Source organism: Vagococcus intermedius (genome assembly GCF_029144185.1).
GTDB classification, from domain to species: Bacteria; Bacillota; Bacilli; order Lactobacillales; family Vagococcaceae; genus Vagococcus_D; species Vagococcus_D intermedius.
Map to the genome: position 1 here is coordinate 1,288,469 of NZ_CP110232.1, position 18,032 is coordinate 1,306,500.

An 18,032-nucleotide genomic window follows, 5' to 3' on the forward strand; every position below is an offset into this window, starting at 1 on the left:
TTATATTTTTGATATAGTTTTAGTTGATATAGCTAAACTAGTTGCTCTTTTTCTAAGAAATTAGCCAAAGCACCTAATAAGTTTGCTTGGTTTCCTAGTTTTGACTGTCTAATTTGAGGCTTAATAAGTGGTATTGGAAACTTACTAACTTCTTCTACCAGTTTTGCTTCAAGTGCGTCAATCAAGATAGTTTGCTGACTAACACCTCCACCAATAACGATTACCTCTGGATCTAACATCGTTTGAATATTAAAAAGTTGCTGACTAATTTTTTTAGTATAGTCATCGAATAATTTAAGAGCTAACTCATTGCCTTCTTTGATTTTTTCAAAAAACTGTTCACCTGTAATGGGCTGATCACAACCACTTAGTTCTTGATAGTTTTTTATAAGCACTCTCACACTGCCTTGCATAGCAAAAAAATCATGGTAAGCACTTGTCATTGGATTCGTCCTAATAAAAGAAAATTCACCGGCTGATAAATTAGCACCTTTAACTAATTGGTTATTGATGATAATTCCACCACCAACACCTGTTCCAAATACTAAGACTACACCATTTTCAATCCCTTGTAATTCACCAAACTGCTTTTCACCAATTGCTGAACACTTGCCATCATTTTCAATATGGAGAGGAATACCTGGTAAGCGATCACGAAATAATTGGCGGATATTAATATCCTCTAAATAAGTCAAGGCCCCACCGTGGACGATATGCCCTGTTTCAGAATCTAATAAACCTGGCATACTAATGGCCACACCGCTAATATTAGTGGCTCGCTCACTTGCTAACGTTTGAACTTTACTCAACAAACCTGATAAGCTATCTGGTGTTGGACAAGAGGCAACTTTTTCTAACTTGCCTTTTTCATCACTTTGAGCATATTTGATAGCTGTCCCACCAATATCAATACATAAATAATTTGCCATTCTACTTCTCCTTTACTTGCTAATTACAATCCTTTAATATACTAATTAAAGGAGTTGATTGTTATTTTTACCATTGATGAACTTATTAAACTTAGTGAGCTTGATGCTGAAATTGCCCAATATGTTATAAAAAATACCGAACAAGTTGCTTATATGCGCATTCGTGAATTAGCAAAAGCGACGCACGTCTCTCCTTCAAGCATCGTTCGTTTTGTGAAACATATCGGCTTTGAAAGCTATCCGGAGTTTCGTCTACATGTTAGAAATCATTTAGAAGAAACCAAAACGATTATTGACACCACTACTTATACGCAAACATTTGTTACAAATAATAGTTTAACACCCAATTTTGAACAAGCCTTATCGAATTTAACCACAAAGATTCGTCAAGCTGATTTGATTCATTGTATAGGAATGGGCGCTTCTGGAGCAGTTGCAGAATACGCTTCCAAACATCTTGCAACTTTAGGATATCATAGTTTTGTTACCAAAGGTACCTATTTTCCTTACGCCATGCTAGACCAACACCCAGTTAATAATATAACGGAATTATGCTTATTTTTTTCTGTCTCTGGACATACCATTGAACTAATTCAAATGGCTGAAAAACTCAAAAACCAATCTAATATTACAACTGCCTGTATTACATCTAAACAAACCAGCAACTTAGCAAAACAGTGTGATTTAACTGTCCCATATGATACGTCATACGATCGAATTCATTATCATGCTGACCTATCATCCCAGTTACCCGTTATCTTTATTATTGAAACTATCATAAAAAATTTAATTAGCACTCAAGCTAAAGATAACTAATAACGAACATAAGATAATTTAAAAATTAAACAATTTTAGCTTCTTGTTCTTCTTTAACAGCTTGTTTATCCGCCACTCTAAAGAAGGGTAACCATAAAACAAAATTAATAACTAAGGAAACAGCAAAAATCACTAAATATTTCCAGCCCCCTTGTAAGCCCATTAAGATAGGTGCTGGTGTCGTCCAAGGGAGGGAAATCAAAGGATTCAACTCAGTAAAATTCAGAATATTGACTAATAGCCAAGTAGCTCCGCCCATTAGTATCGGCGATAGAATCATTGGTAAGAAAAAGACTGGATTTAACATTAAGGGCGTCCCAAAAACTAACGGTTCATTAACATTAAAAATACTTGGTGGCCCTGCTAATTTTAAGAGCTGTCTGTACCTTTCGCTCTTGGCCGTAAACATTGATAGTACTAAACCATACGTACTTCCCTGACCACCAAAACCATTCCCACAAACAAAGGCCACGACCATTGCTGTCAAGTAAGGGAGTGGTAAGCCATCACGATAGGCATTCATATTAGCTAAACTATTCGCCATCAAAACAGGCATCACGACACCGTAGATCATGTTAGGATGAATACCGAAGAACCATAATAAATTCGCAATTGTAAAAATTGCAATGATCGCAATCGGAGATGCTGTTATGCTTTGAAGCGGCGCTTGAATTAAAGCAAAAACAAAAGTGAAGATACTTTCAAATGGCGTATAGCTAAAAGCTACTCGAATAACAAAAAAGACGGTAAAGATAATACCAGATAAAATCGCTGGACTTAAAGATTTTGACACATTTGTCGGAACAGAGTCTGGCATTTTAATTGTGATATTCTTTTCATTCAAATAACAATACATTTTAGCTGTTAAAAAACCTACCAGAATGGCAACTAAAAGTCCCGTCCCCCCTGTATATAAAGATTGGTATGCTTCAACACTTTGCATCTCTGTTATCGTTGCCGAACCTGGAAATTCTGTCACAGCCTTTTCTAAGGCAGGCACTTCCAAACGTTGAGGCATGACAATAAAGAAACTAGCTATCGCTAAAAGTCCAGCAGACAGTGGGTTATATTTTTCATTCTTAGCATAAATATAGGCAAAATTAAATGCCACAAAAATTGAAATCAAATTAATCGTCCCGCCTAAAACTGCATCGAAATGTGGTTTTAGACCACTATTTTCTAAAAAGTTAATCCAAGCTGGAATTGGGAAATTACCCAAAATCATTAAAAAGGCTGCACCTAACGTGACAGGTGTCACTCGCATAAAAGCTTCTGATAAAGCGCTGAAAAATTTATTTTGATTCATCCAGTTGGCGATTGGTCCGATGTATTTTCCTAAAAAATCTTCTAATTTTTTCATGAAATAAAAACTCCTCTTTACTTATGATTATGTAGTGTCTGACCATTTGAGTTGATAACGTTTTGATACCAATAAAAACTTGCTTTTTTATAACGAGTTAACTCTTTTTCCTCAACTTCATTGCGATCAATATAAACAAAACCATAGCGCTTTTGATAGCCATTTAACCAGCTAAGCAAGTCAGTAAAACTCCAAGTGCAATATCCTAGCACTTCGACGCCATCACTGATTGCCTCTTGGACTGCTAAACAATGATTGTTCAAATAAGCAATTCGATTCTCATCGTGCACTTCATTGTTCTCTTCTAACGTATCAAAATCACCTAAGCCATTTTCGGTAATAATAATCGGTAAATCGTAACGACTAGATATACGGCGGAGACATACTCTTAAACCAGTTGGATCAATTGTCCAATCCCAGTTAGTTGTCTCTAAGTGAGGATTAGCCACCATTTTATACATACCTGGCATCCCCTGTTCTTTCGTTTTTCCTTTTTCACCACTATAATTTGCCTCACCTGACATGCTAACACCATCTAAAGGATTAGCGGCGACGGTCATTGATTGATAATAATTAACTCCCATAAAATCTGGCGTACTATGAGCTAATAGTGCCATATCTCCCTCTTCAATTATCGGGGCAATCCCTGCTTTTTCTAAGGCTCTAAACGCCACTTTTGGATAACGACCATATCGGTAAATATCCATCCAAAAATAGGCAAAAGAATCATTAACATTTTCTGTTGCAATCACGTTCTCAGGTAAACAATCAAGAGCATAGGCTGGTGCATAAGCAAAACTTGGTCCAATCATTCCTTGATAATTGCCCTCTTTAAATAACTTAGTAACCGAAGCATTTGCTAAATTAACAATATGATTCGCTGCATACATTCTCTTAGGATCATTCACTGCTGGTGGATGTGACGCTAACATATAACCATGCATGATAAAAACATTTTGTTCATTAATAGACACCCAGTACTTCATTCTGTCTGAAAAATTATCAAATAAAATTTTGGCATAATCTGTAAAATCTTTGATAATCTCACGGGATTCCCATCCGCCATACAAGTCTTGCAAATTTTGTGGTAAGTCCCAATGATAAATAGTAACCATTGGTTCAATCCCGTACCTCAGTAACTCATCAATCAAGTTACTATAGAAATCCAAGCCTTTTTGATTGATCTCACCACGACCTTCAGGTAAAATTCGTGACCAAGCAATTGAAAAACGATAGGTTTTTAAGCCCTGTTCTGCCATCAACGCGACATCTTCTTTATAACGATGATAATGGTCAACTGCTACTTCACCATTGCTCCCTTTAAATGTTTTTCCTGGTAGTTTAACAAAATCATCCCAAACTGATTTCCCTTTTCCATCTTGTTGATAAGCACCTTCAACTTGATAAGCTGCTGAAGCTGATCCCCATAAGAAGTCTTTGGGAAAATCAGTTAATTCTTTATGATACATAGCTAATTCCTCCTATAATTTTTATTGTTAATAACTATCATAAACTAGAACGTTATTTTTTGTAAGCGTTTCAAGAATGTAGAAAAAAAAACCTACTTGGTACAAAGTGTACCAAATAAGCTTTTTCTTCGAACTTATTATTTTCCCTCAATGACACTATTTTTTAACGGTCTATTATTTTTAAAATTCAATAAATTAGTTCGAGCCAATTCAACATAAAAATCAATCGTAGCTGGTAATTCAAATCCACCAGCAACATGAGGCGTAATCAAAATATTCGATAAGTCCCAAGCACGATGTCCATCAGGAAGCGGCTCAGGTTCTGTGACATCTAGTATTGCACTAAAGCTTGGTGTAGCTTCTAAGTGGTTACAAAGGGCTTCTAGATCAACGACTGTTCCACGGGCCATATTTACTAAAATGGCATCTGACTTCATTTTTTTTAATAAATTTTCATCAATTAGATGATAATTGCTTGTCATAGCTGGGACACATAAAATTAAGACATCAATATCAGCTAACTTATCTGAAAAATTATCAATTGAACGAACTTCTGACACAAAAGGAAAGTCCTTCGTATCATTTTTATAAAAGCCAACAATCTCACTACCTAGTGCTGAAAAACGTTCGGCAATATTTTGTCCCAAATCACCTAGGCCTAAAATCCCCACTTTAGAACCATAGATTGATTTTATTTTTCCTTCTTTTTTCCACGTTCCTGCTAATTGGTTTTGATAATATAAATTTAGCTTACGCATCATCATCATAGTCGTTTCCAGAGTATGTTCAGCTACTGTCAAGCCATAAGTCCCACGTGCATTGGTTAAACTTGTTTTTTCTGGTAGAACCCCTAGCGGACTATAAAGTTCATAACCAGCACTACAAAGTTGAACCCATTTTAAATTTTTTAGTTTATCCCCGAGTTTTTCAGGAGGTAAATTCCCCCAAATAACGGTTGCTTGTTCAATATCAGCTGGTGTGACAGTTTTTTGAGTCCGAAATAAAAAATTATCTTTTGGAAACTGCTGAGTTAAGCTTTCCTCTCTTGCTAGTGTTAAGTCATCTAAAACTAAAATTGTTTCACTCATTTTCTACACTCCTATTCTAATAAACAACTACATTACTTATTCTATAATCTCACGATATTAGGACATAAGCAACTGAATAAACTTTTGTTTTGGGAACAGATTACGCTATTAAGAAATAAAACCTGCCACAAAACAAAAAAATAGGACATTATCTGATAATCTGTTATATAATAATGATAATAACATTAAAGGAGATGATTTTTTGACATACGATGCTGAAGAAACGCTATATGGATTAAATCAAGCAGGTCAAAGTAGGGACACTTTCGCTAGTTTTTTACAACAGTTTATAACTGATAATACTATTAATCCTGGAGATAGTTTAGTAGAAATCTTTGAAGAATACATTACTGAAAGGGATGTTTACGATTATACTGATGAAGAGTTAGCTGAGATGTATGACAACTTTGACTCTTCCACAGATAATGTTGCAAGCAGTGGCTTAACACTGACATTAGCAGAAGACAATGGCCTACATTTAAATCATTACTCAAGTGAACTCTGAAAGAAACAGGAGGACAAAGAGACAACAACTTTTGCTGCCTTTGATGAGTTTTATCACTTTTTAAAAGCTAAAAATTTATTTCAACCTAATGCTCCCTCAGCTGAAATAAATTTCCGAGATTTATTCTAAGTCAGAAGTATATTTGTCTTTTTTTCACAATATTCAAAAAAACTATGTGATTATAAGTCAATACTTTATTAGGTTCGCTATGAAATTAAAATAAAAATTGACAAACGTCGTTAGATAACATAGGATGATTGTCAGTTTTTATTACTATATAATAATCATTGACAGCTCCATTTTATTTTTTGATTAATTTTTAGAAACTGACCTATTCCAATTAGATTATCTGATACATTACTATCACATGTTTTATTTGTGAACAAAAAGATATAACGAAAAGCGCTTGTCTTTTGAAATAATATCGTCTATCATGAAGGCACATTCAAATAGTTTAATTATTTGCAGGGGGACGTTAGTCGTTGAGAAGGTAAAACCTGACCCTTAGAACCTGTTGGTTGATACCAGCGTAGGGAGCAGATGTCACTTTGTCATACACTAAATCCCTGACATTTAAGACATTCTTCCTAAGAGAAGAATGTCTTTTTTTTATTGATAAAGGAGGAAATAGTGATGAAGAAAGTTTTAAGTATTGCTGGTTCAGATTGTAGTGGAGGTGCTGGCATCCAAGCAGATTTAAAAACATTTTCAGCACATGGCGTTTACGGAATGTCTGTCATCACATCTGTCGTAGCTGAAAATACGGTTCGTGTTATCTCTTATCAAGATATGACACCTGCTATCATTACCGAACAAATTAACGCAATTTTTGAAGATATTACACCTAATGCTATTAAAATAGGCATGCTTTCCTGTGTTCCCACAATGATAGCCGTTACAAAAAGTTTGCAGAAATGGCAGCCAAAAAATGTGGTATTAGACCCTGTTATGTTTGCTAAAAATGGGATGGCTTTGATGGAGCCTTCAGCGATTGATACTTTGATTCAACAAGTCCTCCCCTTAGCAACCTTAGTGACACCCAATATTCCTGAGGCTGAAAAGATATCAGGAAAAACTATTCGCTCCACCTCAGATATGGAAGAGGCGTGTCGTTTAATCTATCACACGTGTGCTTGTGCTGTTTTACTAAAAGGCGGCCACAAAGATGGAGATGCAACCGATATTTTATTTGATGGTAAACAATTTTATTATTATACAAGTAAACGAATAGAAACTAAAAATACTCATGGGACAGGCTGTACCTTTTCTGCAGCTATTGCTTCACAACTAGCCTTAGGTTTGCCACTAAACTTAGCAGTAGCTGAAGCTAAAAATTATATAACTTTAGCAATCCAACACTCATTAGCGATTGGCTCTGGCCATGGTCCTACTCATCATTTTTATGATCTCTATCGCAATGGATTAGCGGAGGACAAAAATGACTAATAGCTATTTATTACTAGAAGTCAAGCAAACTTTAACCAATGTTCGGCTTCATCACCCTCTTGTGCATCATATTACCAACTATGTGACGGCTAATGATTGTGCTAATATCACCTTAGCGATAGGCGCTTCACCTATTATGGCTGACGAGAAAATAGAAGTAGCTGATATTACCACATTATCACAAGCATTAGTCATCAACATTGGGACACTCAATCAAAATAGTGCCGCTGCCATGTTGCTAGCTAGTAAAAAAGCCAACGACTTAGGAATCCCAATTATTTTAGACCCTGTAGGGGCTGGTATTTCTAGTTTTCGTAACCAAACTTTAACTAGTCTACTACACGACATCCACTTTACTGTCATTAGAGGGAATTTATCAGAGATTAGCTACTTAGCGGGTTACAAGACACAGCCTAAAGGCGTTGATGCTACAAGCGACGACTGCATCTCTCAGCTAGACAAGCAAGAAATCGCTAGCTTACTTGCTAAGCGCTATCGGTGTGTTGTAGTCATTACAGGAAAAGTCGATGTTGTATCAGATGGATCTAAAACTTACTTGATAAAAAATGGGATTTCTGAGCTACAAAACATTACTGGTACGGGATGTATGCTTAGTTCCCTAGTTGCTAGCTGTTGTGGCGGTATGCCACAACAGCCATTGATAGCCACTTTAACCGCACTGCTGATTATGGGGGTTTGTGGAGAGCTAGCGGCTGAAAAACAGACAGGTCAAGGTTCGGCAAGTTTAAAAATACAGCTAATAGATAACGTGAATACCTTGTCCTATACTACTTTAAAGGAGCGTGGTCAAATTGAACAAACAATGCCTTGACTATCGTCTTTACCTGGTAACTGATAGAACTCTCATGTCACAATCGAGTTTAATTGACACGATCTCTCAAGCAATAGATGGGGGTATCACTATGTTACAATTGCGTGAAAAAAAACTAAGCTCACAAGCTTTTTTAGAAGAAGCGTTGGCCGTAAAAACGCTCGCCAAAGACAGACATATTCCTCTTATTATCAATGACCGAGTTGATATCGCCCTAGCTTGTCAAGCTGACGGCGTACATATTGGACAAAATGATTTGCCTTTACCTGTCGTCCGAAGTTTAATCGGAGCTGATAAAATTATTGGCGTATCTGTCCAAACCTTAGATCAAGCGATTATAGCAGAAAAACAAGGAGCTGACTATTTGGGCGTGGGTGCCATGTTTCCAACTAAAACAAAAGAAGAAGCGATTATCGTCGATCACGAGACTCTCGCCAAAATTTGTCAAAATGTCTCCCTCCCGATCATCTTAATCGGAGGGATGACACAACAAACTATTCCACTTTTCCAACACGAAAGAATTAATGGCTTTGCCATTGTTTCCGAGATTATGACAGCTACCGAAACATGTCATGTCACACAAAAATATCGACAGTTAATTGACCAACAACTATTAAATAAAAGAGGTGCAACATGTCCTTTTCTAGATCATTAAAAAACAAAGCGCAGACAATTTGGGAAGCCGGTTATCACCATCCCTTCGTTCAAGAGTTAGGACAAGGGACATTAAAAAAAGAACGATTTCAATTTTACTTAAAACAAGATTATCTTTATTTACTTGACTATACTAAAGTTTATGCTCTTGGTGCTGTCAAATGCAAAGACGAAGAACTCTTACAACGATTCGTTGAAATTCAACACAGTATTCTGACAACTGAATTAGCTCTCCATCGTCAGTACATGAAGCAGTTTGATATTGATTTTAACGAACTAAAAACAACACCCACCTCTTTGTTTAATCGCACTTACACTGCCAATATGCTCGCAGTTGGGCAGACTGGTGATTTAGCTGAAATTTTAGCTACTATTCTTCCCTGTGCTTGGACTTATTATGACTACGCTATGGGGTTAAAAGAAAAGTATGCCGATCAACTTGAAGAAAATTTCTATAAATCTTGGATTGAAATGTACGCTAATGCTGATTTTTTAGAGTCATTTTCTTGGTTTTTTGATACCCTTGATACTTTGGTGGAAAATAAATCTGTTATCGAAAAACAACGAATTGAGGCTATTTTTACAGCAAGTGTTGAATTTGAATACCTTTTTTGGGAAATGTCTTACCAACAAAATTTAGGAATTTTGCATAAATAGAAAGTAGGCTGACTTTAACTTCAAGTCAGCCTACTTTCACCCATAATAATTGATATTATTACGACTCACAATAGGTGTTTATCAACTTCCCTAAGACGTTCTGAGCCTCTTGATCTTTAGATTTTATTAGGTTTTCTTTTTCAGGTACTTCAACCAAGTTATCCTTTATTTTTTTTTTAAAACCACTGGTCGGCGTTAACTGTTCACCCGTTATTTTTACTAACTCATACACTATGCCGTTATCTCCTAATATATATTTACTGGCGGGCATAGTTTCATCCATATTTACCTCATAATCTACTTTCAAATCCCGATAATCAATTTCGGGATCATGACCAATTTGTCCATTAAGTGCTGTATAAAATACAACCCCCCCCATTGCATGTAACGGAAAATCATCCCATTTAGATTCATCGTTCTTGCTTACTAAAATTTTACCATCAGGAGTCTGGCCAAACCAATCTCCTATACTATGCTCTTCAGGTGAAAAAAAGATTGGCGTGACAGCTTGTTTGCTTTCTTCAGCACGAGTCACTGCCCAGTCATAAAATTTATCCGAGATAATTTTTTGTGCATTATCACTCAGATTTGTTTTGGCTTTACAATTTTTTTCAACTAATTTAGTTGGATAAGTCATACTCCCCACTAAACTAGTACTTCCTATAAAAATGAATAGCGTAAGTATAGCGAATGTTATCGTAGTTTTTTTCATATAAAAACTCCTTGGTTACTATTTGGTAGGTATCTCTTAACTCTCTTTATCTTACTACAAGACCCTATCCACCCGAACTTCATATATTAACGAAAAAACAACTTTTAGAAAACAGATACGTTTAGTATGTCATTAGTTAGCCAACAAAAAAAGTTATCTTCTACCTTAGTTAGTAGAAGATAACTTTTAAATATCTGATTAAATACCTTTTTTACAACGTTTAATATTTTTTACCATTTGATGGACTGTGCCATTAACTTCTTTAACTTTTTGATAAGCATTATGATCCAATTCCAACACGCTTTTGATCATCTCCCGAACTTCTAAAACATCCGTTAGATTGTAATTTTTTTCGTAAACACCAACATCAATCGATTCTAAGACGCGTTCAAAATGTTCGGCACTCATTTTAAAGCGAATTTCTATCTCATCTTTGACATAATTAGGATAACTCTCATCTACCTTCAGATAACGTGCAGAAGTTCCTAGCATTTCAGTATAGTGTTCAGCTAAAGAATCTGATTTGTCTTCATTTGAACGACGTCGTGCTTGCTTACGATCATAAAAAATACCCATTGCCCATAAGATAACACCTGCATAAACTGCAATTGATAAATCACGCAAGTACTCCCCCGATGTGAAAAACTTTTCCAACGTAAACATACTCTTCCCCCCTAAGATAATAATCATGTCCGCTATTTTTAAGATTACTTGCTATTTAATCAAATAGCTCTAGTTAATCAGTCACTTCAGCAATCAATTCTTTTAGTTTGCTTTGAGCTGCTTGGTCTTCAGAAATAATAAAGTGTTCCTTACTTGGTATCTCACTAATAGTTCCTAAATCATCACATTCTATAAACCCTTCACCTGCTCCTAATAACTCTCCTGCTGGCTTTTTGTACTCATAGACTATCCCATTATCACCTAAAATATATTTACTTGAGGGGAACTCTGGGTCTAAATTTCTAGAATAACCCTCTGCAATCGAACTAGATAAAATTTTTTCATCATGTCCTGTAGTCCCATCTAGAGCAGTAAAGAATAACAGACCTCCAAGTGCTTCGATAGGAAAACTTTCTTTTCCAGGATTCCCTTCATTTTGAACTAATATTTTTCCATCAGGTGTTTGACCGAACCAATCACCACTTCCACCTGATCCATGGTTAAAAAATAACGGACTACTTGCCATATTGCCTATTTTTGCTCGCTCAGTTGCCCAATCATAAAATCTTTGATTAATTTTTTCTTTTTCATGAGCAGAAAAAGAATGCCTCTCTGGGTTTGAAGTCTTAGACTGCTCGATACTTTTTTCTCTGCCATTACCCATTACAATTGCTTCAAAATTTTTCTTTAATTCATAATTTTCTGTCTCATTAAAATAGATTAAATTTTCATCATTTCCTTGATTTTGTGAGGTTATCAGAATCGTTGGCTTCCCATCTTTCAGAGTAAATAGATAAAGATGAGCACCTTTTGGTGAATGAGACTCTATATCTGAAAAAATGGCGACTATGTTATACCCATCAAAACTTTCGCCATCTTTTGATAAGGTGACATCTATTGGGTTATTTTTAAAAGCAAAATTATTTTTAACAATATCTTGAGGGTAGTGATAACCATAATAATTAATGGTTTCTCCTAAAGGATACGCTTCTTGATAATCTTGTCCCATTTCGTCCCCCCACTGTCTCATGTAATCAGCTAATTTTTGTGATTTATGAGAATCCCAAAGTGGTCTGTGGGCGTACTTTTCTTTTTTTAAGTCTCTGTTCCGTTGAGAGTCAACATGTTTTGACGGGGTATGGTTTCTCTTGGATTTCTCATGTTTCAGACTATTTCTATGGTCCTTTTCAGGTTTCATTTCAGAAGACTGGTCTTCACTTTTTGGCGCTACCTGTTGAGATGTTTCTTCCACATACTCTTCTTTTTTACCACAGCCTATTAGAAAGAAAACACTTAATAAAATTAACCACTTTTTTTTCATGCTTTTTTATCCTCCCTTAGTTTTCATTTTTTACTAGCAAGCCAATTCAGCTAAATAATCTATCGCCCCCTATCTAAAAAACAAGAAAACGTTTAGATTAACTTAACGTTTTCTTGCTGGTGCTGTTGTTTTAAATAACTTTACGGGATTAAGTAAATAGCTCGACTCGATCACTTGTTAAAATTAGTCTTGTTTTAATAAAGCTACAATTTCATCGCGTTTGCTTGATAGTAAGCTTACGGTTTGATTTAATTCAGCTGCATACTCTGCGTTATGACTCGCTTCAGTTGCTTTTATTTCTGTTTCTAGTGATTCAATCGCTGTTTCAATTTCTTGTAGTTCAATTTGCAATTCTTTTTTTAACATAGTGGACTCCTCCTGTGTCTATCATGCCTAATTTAACTTTAAATCAGTGCTAGACGTTTTAATCTCATCTTTAGTTTACCATAAAAGTCGATTTTTTTGCTGTAAAAACTGTCAATAATAAAAAAGAAACGCTCTAAAGCGTTTCTTTTTTATTTTGGGTTAAATTAATGGAAAAAAATCAGAGTCTGTTTTATTATTATTTTTACATATGAATTTATTATTGTTACCAATCTAGCCGTTTAAACTGACAACTGTAGCTTTAACTAAACTTAGTAATGTGCCTAACATGTAAAGTTGTTCCTCATCCATCTCTAAATAATTAGTAGAATAAGCTTTTGTTAACTCAAATCGCAAGTCACTATTTTTATTACTTTCACGCGTTTATGAAATTATTTTCTTGATTTCGTATTTTTTTTAATTTTAAAACTTCCTTTGTTTGTTCCAAAATTTCTGATTTTTTCTCATAAATGGCAAGTTCCTTTTCCACATTTTCAATACTTTCTTTTTTTATGCGTTGGTAAACATTATTATCGTTATTAAGAGTAGTATAGTTGCCATAGGGAGACCACTCGTGTCTATTTAAAAAGTTTTGTATCAAAAATAACGATTATTTAACAATATCTTAAGGCTAACTCTGAAAGTTGACCTTGTTATTTTTTCGGAGTATAGTAGCATTAATTATTTGCAAGCGATTTGTTAGTAAGTACGTCATAACGACGCTTGTTTTGAAAGGATGTTTTTAAATGACAATTAATCCTCAAGCAAAAAAAGCTATTAACACTGCTTGTGTAGCTGCAGCAGGTGTTTGTGCCTCACCCATTCCTTTTTCTGATTCGGCTCTTTTGATTCCTATTCAAACAACCATGATTGCCGCAATTTATAAAGCCAATGACCAACAAATTTCTGAAGGGCTGATTACTGGTGCTTTAAAAGCAACGGCTACAGCGGCAATTGGTAAAGGTGTCGCAGGTAACTTACTAAAATTCATACCTGGCGTTGGCACAGTTGTAGGGACAGCAATTAATGCTAGTGTAGCAGTTGGTTTTACCAAATTACTTGGTAATGAAATTGCCAAAGCCTTAGAAAATCAATCATCTGAACGTAGTATTGATTTGATGGAAATGTTACATCTTATTAGTAAAAATTTCAAACCCAAAGCCTAATTTAAAAGACATTCTTCCTAAGTAGGAAGAGTGCCTTTTTTCTTTTTTATAAATCAAACTACTCCTTGAGACTGATTACTTTTTCAATACCTATGTTATACTAAGGTTAATTAAAAGTTATTTAAAGGAGGATTACTATGAAAACACCTACTAAATTTTTGACAGGTCTTATCACAGGTTTATCCGTTCTACTGTTAGCTGGTTGTCAAGGTAATACAAATGAAGATAAAGTGAAAAATGAAGATAACACTAAAACAACTGCTAAAGAAGATAAAGAAAAACAAGTTGCCACTTTGCCTCAAACAAATTTAGAAGACGTTATTAATCTATATGAAAAAAATTATCCTGATTCGGATATCAGCTCCATTCAAATAGAAAAAACACGAAATGACTGGGAAGTTGAAGTTGAAGGTTTAGATGATTCGAAAGAGTATAGTTTAAAACTTTTAGATAGTTCTGATAAAATCATCAATCAGAAAGAAGAAAAGCTTGATCAAAATGAAGCTAATGGCGTCAAACGTGACACTGATAAGTTAAATTTATCTGAACTAGCTTCTCTTAAAGAAGTGACTAAACATGCCCAATCAGAAGTGCCTGATGGGCAACTTGATGAAATGGAATTAAGTCAAGACCTAGGAATTAACCACTGGTCTTTAAAAATATTAGACGGCCGCAAAGAAGTTGAAGTGAAAATTGATGCCCAAACTAATAAAGTCATTTCAGTTGAACAGGATGATTAAATCTTCCTAGACTTATTAAATTTTATCAAGAATAAGATCTGTATCAAAATAACTACCTATTAAAAATTAATCTTGAAATCTCTTTCTTTACAGTCTTTTAATTGTTATAATTTGTAACAATTAAAGGAGTGACAAACATGCAACTAAGTATTATTGCAAGTAGTTATTTAACCTATTCTTCCCACATATACCCAGATATACAAAAGACCGATTTGTGGACGGATTATGATACCACTATTGCTGAAGAATTTGCCAAAGGTCAAGCTATCTATGTCGTCTATGATTGTTACGAAAAAGATACGCTCCGCCTTTCTCTTTGTAAAAGAAGTGAGACACCTACTGCGAATGCTGATTTTGATTTACTAACTCGACACTATCGAATTTTCTCAGTCGCTGAGTCTGTCTTAAATACTTGGCATGAGATTTTAACTCTAGAGCATAGCAATGTATTAGCACGAGCTTATAAATTTGATGTCGTAAATTATAATAAAGATGGTGCACGACAAATTGAGATAAGTATTTAATAACTGAAAAAGCTTGATTCCATTCACTAAGATAGAATCAAGCTTTTTTATTTTTTATGTGAAAGGTATGTTTTGGTAAGATGTTTAGTTAAAGAGAGTCTAACCTTGTCCAACTCTTTTTTATAAGCCAGTGAGTCATTTTTAGGTGATTGATCATTGACAAATCGTCCCTTATTTTGAACTCCCCAAAATTTAGCTGTATCATCGTCAAATACTTTAAATGCTTTCATATAATTATCCCACATTTTATCATCTTGGCCTAATCCGTCACCGACATAGCCTTGACCACCACCTAAATAGCCAGCATTCATAATAGTAAAGATATCTTTATCAGTTAGTAAACCTTCTAACCCTTTATCACTGTCTCTATAGGCAAAATTTTTAGAAAAGACACGTTCCATATACCCTTTAATCAAAGGTGTTGGTGAATCATACCAGTTAGGATAAACAAAAATAATATGTTGGGCTTTTTTTACATAAGCTTGTTCAAGCTTGACATCTTCTGGAATCTCACCACTACCATCTTTGGCATGATAAAAAGTAGCTAAAGTCATAATGGGATCGAATTTTAATTGGTACAAATCACGTTTTTCAACTTCAAATTGATGTGATTCAAAAAAAGCCATTGCAGTATTTCCTAAATCATTTGTAATACTCTCTTCTCGAGGGTCTGCCATTATAAATAAAACTTTTTCTTTTTTAGTATTGCTAGTAAAGCCCTTCGGTTCATAAGTTTGTTTGAGTGAATCAGGAACAACGGTTGCAGAAGTAATCACATCCTCCCTTTGTGACGTATCAGAGGTTACCTTTTTTCTTTTTTGCTTATTTTTACTCTCACTTCTCTTATTTTGTTGATCTTTGGTTAGTAATTTTTCAGATTTCTGTGTCTTATTGACTTCTGCCAATGCCTCATTGTGTAAATGAGCATAACTAAGTAAACAGCACAGTACTATCGTCAATAACCAGCTCTTTTTATGCATCGTGTTATAGGCCTCCTTTCTTTACATTACGTTAATTGTCTCATAAATACAGCTTAAAAATAAGGCATTTTCAATTAGATAACATCACCTTATACAAGCTTTTACAAAAAGTTCAACAATGTAACGCTACATAAAGATTCTAGAAATACCCTGTCCAATTTAATAACAAAAAAGTTTAAGACTAGCCCTAGAGATTGGCCAATCTTAAACTTTTTTATTTAGTAGTTTATTTAAACCTACACCTACCACCTTCACAATATTGACTCTCTGTATTAACACTTAATAACTCTTCAAATTGAGGGTTGGGGTGTTCTTCTTCCCAAACTTGTTGTAAAGCACCACTGAAAGTTGCTAAAGGCTGAGCCCCTTTAATGACATATTTATCATTAATAACCATAAATGGCACACTATTAATCCCCAGTTTACCAGCTGCTTCTTCTTCTAAACAAACCTCTCGTACAAACGCGTCTGGATTATTTAACACAGTCTTTAACTCTGCTTCCTCTAAGCCTATACTTGTTCCAATCTCTACTAAAACATCCAAATCACTAAGCACTTTCCCTTCAGTGAAGTAAGCTTGAAATAGTTTCTCAACAAGCTCTGCTTCAAGCCCTTTTATTGCAGCGTATTTGGCTAATCTATGAGCATTACGAGTGTTAGTTGGTTTCATCTTATCAAAATCAAAATCCAAACTAACCCCACTTGCTTGTTCAGCAATTTGTTGATTCATAGCTGCTGCTTCTTCTACACTGACATCATATTTTTGAGCAAGCGCTTCTGTAATCCCTATCCCCGTATAATTACTAGCCGTTGGATCTAATTCAAAACTTTTAAATGAGACAGTTATGTCATCTTTGTATGGAAACAGATTAATTGCCTTCTGTAATCGGCGTTCACCTATGTAACAGAATGGACAGGCAAAATCTGACCAAATATCAATTTTCATACTAGCACCTCTTTATTTTTATAAACTTACCTTAAAGATAGTTTAGCTCACTTTATAAAAATGTCGTAATTAAATGCTTGTTCTAAAACAGACAAGCATGTAATGATGATAAATACCCATCAGGTGCTAGTTAAAAATGTTTGTTATCATCTTTATCGACCAGAAACTTCACTTGAAGAGCGTTCCTAAAATGTACTTAAAAAACAAAGCATGCTTTATTTTTTATAAATAAAACGATAATAAATTCCCAAACCAATACTTCCTACAATTAATAATGCCAAAGCAACGATTGAAACCTTTTCAGATAAAAAGATGGAAACCAACATCATTAAACCACTTATTACAAATAAATAGCCTGTTTTACGATTATATATTTTTTTTATTTCGACATCGGCAATGCCATCTCCTAAATGATAGCCTGGTTGAGGAGTTGTTAAATACGTACTACTTAATTTGGGTAAATAGTTACCGATTACTACGACGATAAGCCCAATTAAAAATATCACAATTTTTCTAATATCTAGGTCTTTTCCTAATCCTACTGCTAAGGTCACGCCATAGACTACTATACTTATGATTGGTATAACCCACTTAACAAGAGTCTCGAATTTAGGCTGCGGCATGTTACTATTTTTTTTACGGTCATTAACAACACATGAAAAAATTTGTATGCCACCTAACAATAATGGTAAAACGAATAAGGCAACATTTTTACTAGCAAACCCATCTGGTGTGTTATTAATTCCAAAATGAATCGCCATTTTAGCAGGTAGGTCTTCGTAATAAAACACTCCTAAAATAATGGGTGATAGGGTCACCAAAGTTGTAAAATACATGATTTTTTTATCTGATTTTGTCATA

General features: G+C 34.8%; 21 protein-coding genes and 1 riboswitch. Of the genes, 9 read left to right on the forward strand and 12 right to left on the reverse strand.

What is annotated here, in order from left to right:
- Positions 1 to 32: 32 nt before the first annotated feature.
- Positions 33 to 929 carry an ROK family protein gene (locus OL234_RS05950; protein ID WP_275468330.1) on the reverse strand — a complete coding sequence of 299 codons (897 nt, stop codon included), beginning with the start codon at positions 927 to 929 and terminating at the stop codon, positions 33 to 35.
- 54 nt (positions 930 to 983) lie between these two features.
- Between OL234_RS05950 and OL234_RS05955 the strand changes: the two genes are divergently transcribed.
- Positions 984 to 1,745, forward strand: coding sequence for a MurR/RpiR family transcriptional regulator (locus tag OL234_RS05955; RefSeq protein ID WP_275468331.1), 762 nt, complete (start codon positions 984 to 986; stop codon positions 1,743 to 1,745).
- Between the two features lie 25 nt (positions 1,746 to 1,770).
- On the opposite strand, the gene OL234_RS05960 is transcribed toward OL234_RS05955, so the two are convergent.
- The 3 genes from OL234_RS05960 to OL234_RS05970 all read right to left on the reverse strand — a co-directional run bounded on the left by OL234_RS05960 (position 1,771) and on the right by OL234_RS05970 (position 5,662).
- Positions 1,771 to 3,105: a PTS sugar transporter subunit IIC gene (locus OL234_RS05960; RefSeq protein WP_275468332.1), complete on the reverse strand. Its 1,335-nt coding sequence runs from the start codon at positions 3,103 to 3,105 to the stop codon at positions 1,771 to 1,773.
- Positions 3,106 to 3,122: 17 nt separating this feature from the next.
- The gene (locus tag OL234_RS05965) at positions 3,123 to 4,574 is read right to left on the reverse strand and encodes a glycoside hydrolase family 1 protein (RefSeq protein WP_275468333.1); all 1,452 of its coding nucleotides are present in this window, start codon (positions 4,572 to 4,574) and stop codon (positions 3,123 to 3,125) included.
- Positions 4,575 to 4,711: 137 nt separating this feature from the next.
- Positions 4,712 to 5,662: a D-2-hydroxyacid dehydrogenase gene (locus tag OL234_RS05970; RefSeq protein ID WP_275468334.1), complete on the reverse strand. Its 951-nt coding sequence runs from the start codon at positions 5,660 to 5,662 to the stop codon at positions 4,712 to 4,714.
- 202 nt (positions 5,663 to 5,864) lie between these two features.
- Here OL234_RS05970 and OL234_RS05975 point away from each other — a divergent pair, with 202 nt between their 5' ends.
- The 5 genes from OL234_RS05975 to tenA all read left to right on the forward strand — a co-directional run bounded on the left by OL234_RS05975 (position 5,865) and on the right by tenA (position 9,756).
- The gene (locus tag OL234_RS05975; protein WP_275468335.1) at positions 5,865 to 6,167 is read left to right on the forward strand and encodes a hypothetical protein; all 303 of its coding nucleotides are present in this window, start codon (positions 5,865 to 5,867) and stop codon (positions 6,165 to 6,167) included.
- A 456-nt stretch (positions 6,168 to 6,623) separates the two neighbouring features.
- Positions 6,624 to 6,720: riboswitch (TPP riboswitch) on the forward strand.
- An 80-nt stretch (positions 6,721 to 6,800) separates the two neighbouring features.
- Complete coding sequence (gene thiD, locus OL234_RS05980; RefSeq protein ID WP_275468336.1) at positions 6,801 to 7,613, forward strand: bifunctional hydroxymethylpyrimidine kinase/phosphomethylpyrimidine kinase; 813 nt, start codon at positions 6,801 to 6,803, stop codon at positions 7,611 to 7,613.
- Complete coding sequence (gene thiM / locus OL234_RS05985; protein ID WP_275468337.1) at positions 7,606 to 8,445, forward strand: hydroxyethylthiazole kinase; 840 nt, start codon at positions 7,606 to 7,608, stop codon at positions 8,443 to 8,445. Before thiD ends, thiM begins: the two co-directional genes overlap by 8 nt.
- Positions 8,417 to 9,100, forward strand: a complete 684-nt coding sequence (thiE, locus tag OL234_RS05990) for a thiamine phosphate synthase (RefSeq protein WP_275468338.1) — start codon at positions 8,417 to 8,419, stop codon at positions 9,098 to 9,100. Before thiM ends, thiE begins: the two co-directional genes overlap by 29 nt.
- Entirely contained in the window at positions 9,079 to 9,756 is a 678-nt protein-coding gene (gene tenA / locus OL234_RS05995; RefSeq protein ID WP_275468339.1) for a thiaminase II, read from the forward strand. The genes thiE and tenA overlap by 22 nt, the downstream gene beginning before the upstream one ends.
- A 58-nt stretch (positions 9,757 to 9,814) precedes the next feature.
- Here tenA and OL234_RS06000 read toward each other — a convergent pair whose 3' ends face one another.
- From OL234_RS06000 to OL234_RS06020, 5 genes are all read right to left on the reverse strand, one after another.
- Entirely contained in the window at positions 9,815 to 10,468 is a 654-nt protein-coding gene (locus OL234_RS06000) for a hypothetical protein (RefSeq protein WP_275468340.1), read from the reverse strand.
- Positions 10,469 to 10,666: 198 nt separating this feature from the next.
- The gene (locus tag OL234_RS06005; protein ID WP_275468341.1) at positions 10,667 to 11,131 is read right to left on the reverse strand and encodes a hypothetical protein; all 465 of its coding nucleotides are present in this window, start codon (positions 11,129 to 11,131) and stop codon (positions 10,667 to 10,669) included.
- A 73-nt stretch (positions 11,132 to 11,204) separates the two neighbouring features.
- Positions 11,205 to 12,452, reverse strand: coding sequence for a DUF4767 domain-containing protein (locus OL234_RS06010; RefSeq protein ID WP_275468342.1), 1,248 nt, complete (start codon positions 12,450 to 12,452; stop codon positions 11,205 to 11,207).
- 183 nt (positions 12,453 to 12,635) lie between these two features.
- Positions 12,636 to 12,818, reverse strand: a complete 183-nt coding sequence (locus tag OL234_RS06015) for a hypothetical protein (protein WP_275468343.1) — start codon at positions 12,816 to 12,818, stop codon at positions 12,636 to 12,638.
- Positions 12,819 to 13,049: 231 nt separating this feature from the next.
- On the reverse strand, positions 13,050 to 13,172 hold the full coding sequence (locus OL234_RS06020; protein ID WP_275468344.1) for a hypothetical protein: 123 nt from the start codon (positions 13,170 to 13,172) through the stop codon (positions 13,050 to 13,052).
- A 389-nt stretch (positions 13,173 to 13,561) separates the two neighbouring features.
- Between OL234_RS06020 and OL234_RS06025 the strand changes: the two genes are divergently transcribed.
- The 3 genes from OL234_RS06025 (at position 13,562) to OL234_RS06035 (ending at position 15,245) form a co-directional block, all read left to right on the forward strand.
- Positions 13,562 to 13,981 (forward strand): GTPase, encoded by a 420-nt coding sequence (locus OL234_RS06025; protein ID WP_275468345.1) that lies wholly within the window; start codon positions 13,562 to 13,564, stop codon positions 13,979 to 13,981.
- A gap of 137 nt (positions 13,982 to 14,118) precedes the next feature.
- Positions 14,119 to 14,721: a PepSY domain-containing protein gene (locus OL234_RS06030; RefSeq protein ID WP_275468346.1), complete on the forward strand. Its 603-nt coding sequence runs from the start codon at positions 14,119 to 14,121 to the stop codon at positions 14,719 to 14,721.
- 137 nt (positions 14,722 to 14,858) lie between these two features.
- Complete coding sequence (locus OL234_RS06035) at positions 14,859 to 15,245, forward strand: hypothetical protein (protein WP_275468347.1); 387 nt, start codon at positions 14,859 to 14,861, stop codon at positions 15,243 to 15,245.
- 47 nt (positions 15,246 to 15,292) lie between these two features.
- On the opposite strand, the gene OL234_RS06040 is transcribed toward OL234_RS06035, so the two are convergent.
- The 3 genes from OL234_RS06040 to OL234_RS06050 form a co-directional block, all read right to left on the reverse strand.
- Entirely contained in the window at positions 15,293 to 16,225 is a 933-nt protein-coding gene (locus OL234_RS06040) for an NAD(P)H-dependent oxidoreductase (protein ID WP_275468348.1), read from the reverse strand.
- Positions 16,226 to 16,451: 226 nt separating this feature from the next.
- On the reverse strand, positions 16,452 to 17,171 hold the full coding sequence (locus OL234_RS06045; RefSeq protein WP_275468349.1) for a DsbA family oxidoreductase: 720 nt from the start codon (positions 17,169 to 17,171) through the stop codon (positions 16,452 to 16,454).
- Positions 17,172 to 17,386: 215 nt separating this feature from the next.
- Positions 17,387 to 18,031 carry a DUF1648 domain-containing protein gene (locus OL234_RS06050; protein WP_275468350.1) on the reverse strand — a complete coding sequence of 215 codons (645 nt, stop codon included), beginning with the start codon at positions 18,029 to 18,031 and terminating at the stop codon, positions 17,387 to 17,389.
- Between the last annotated feature and the right edge of the window lies 1 nt (position 18,032).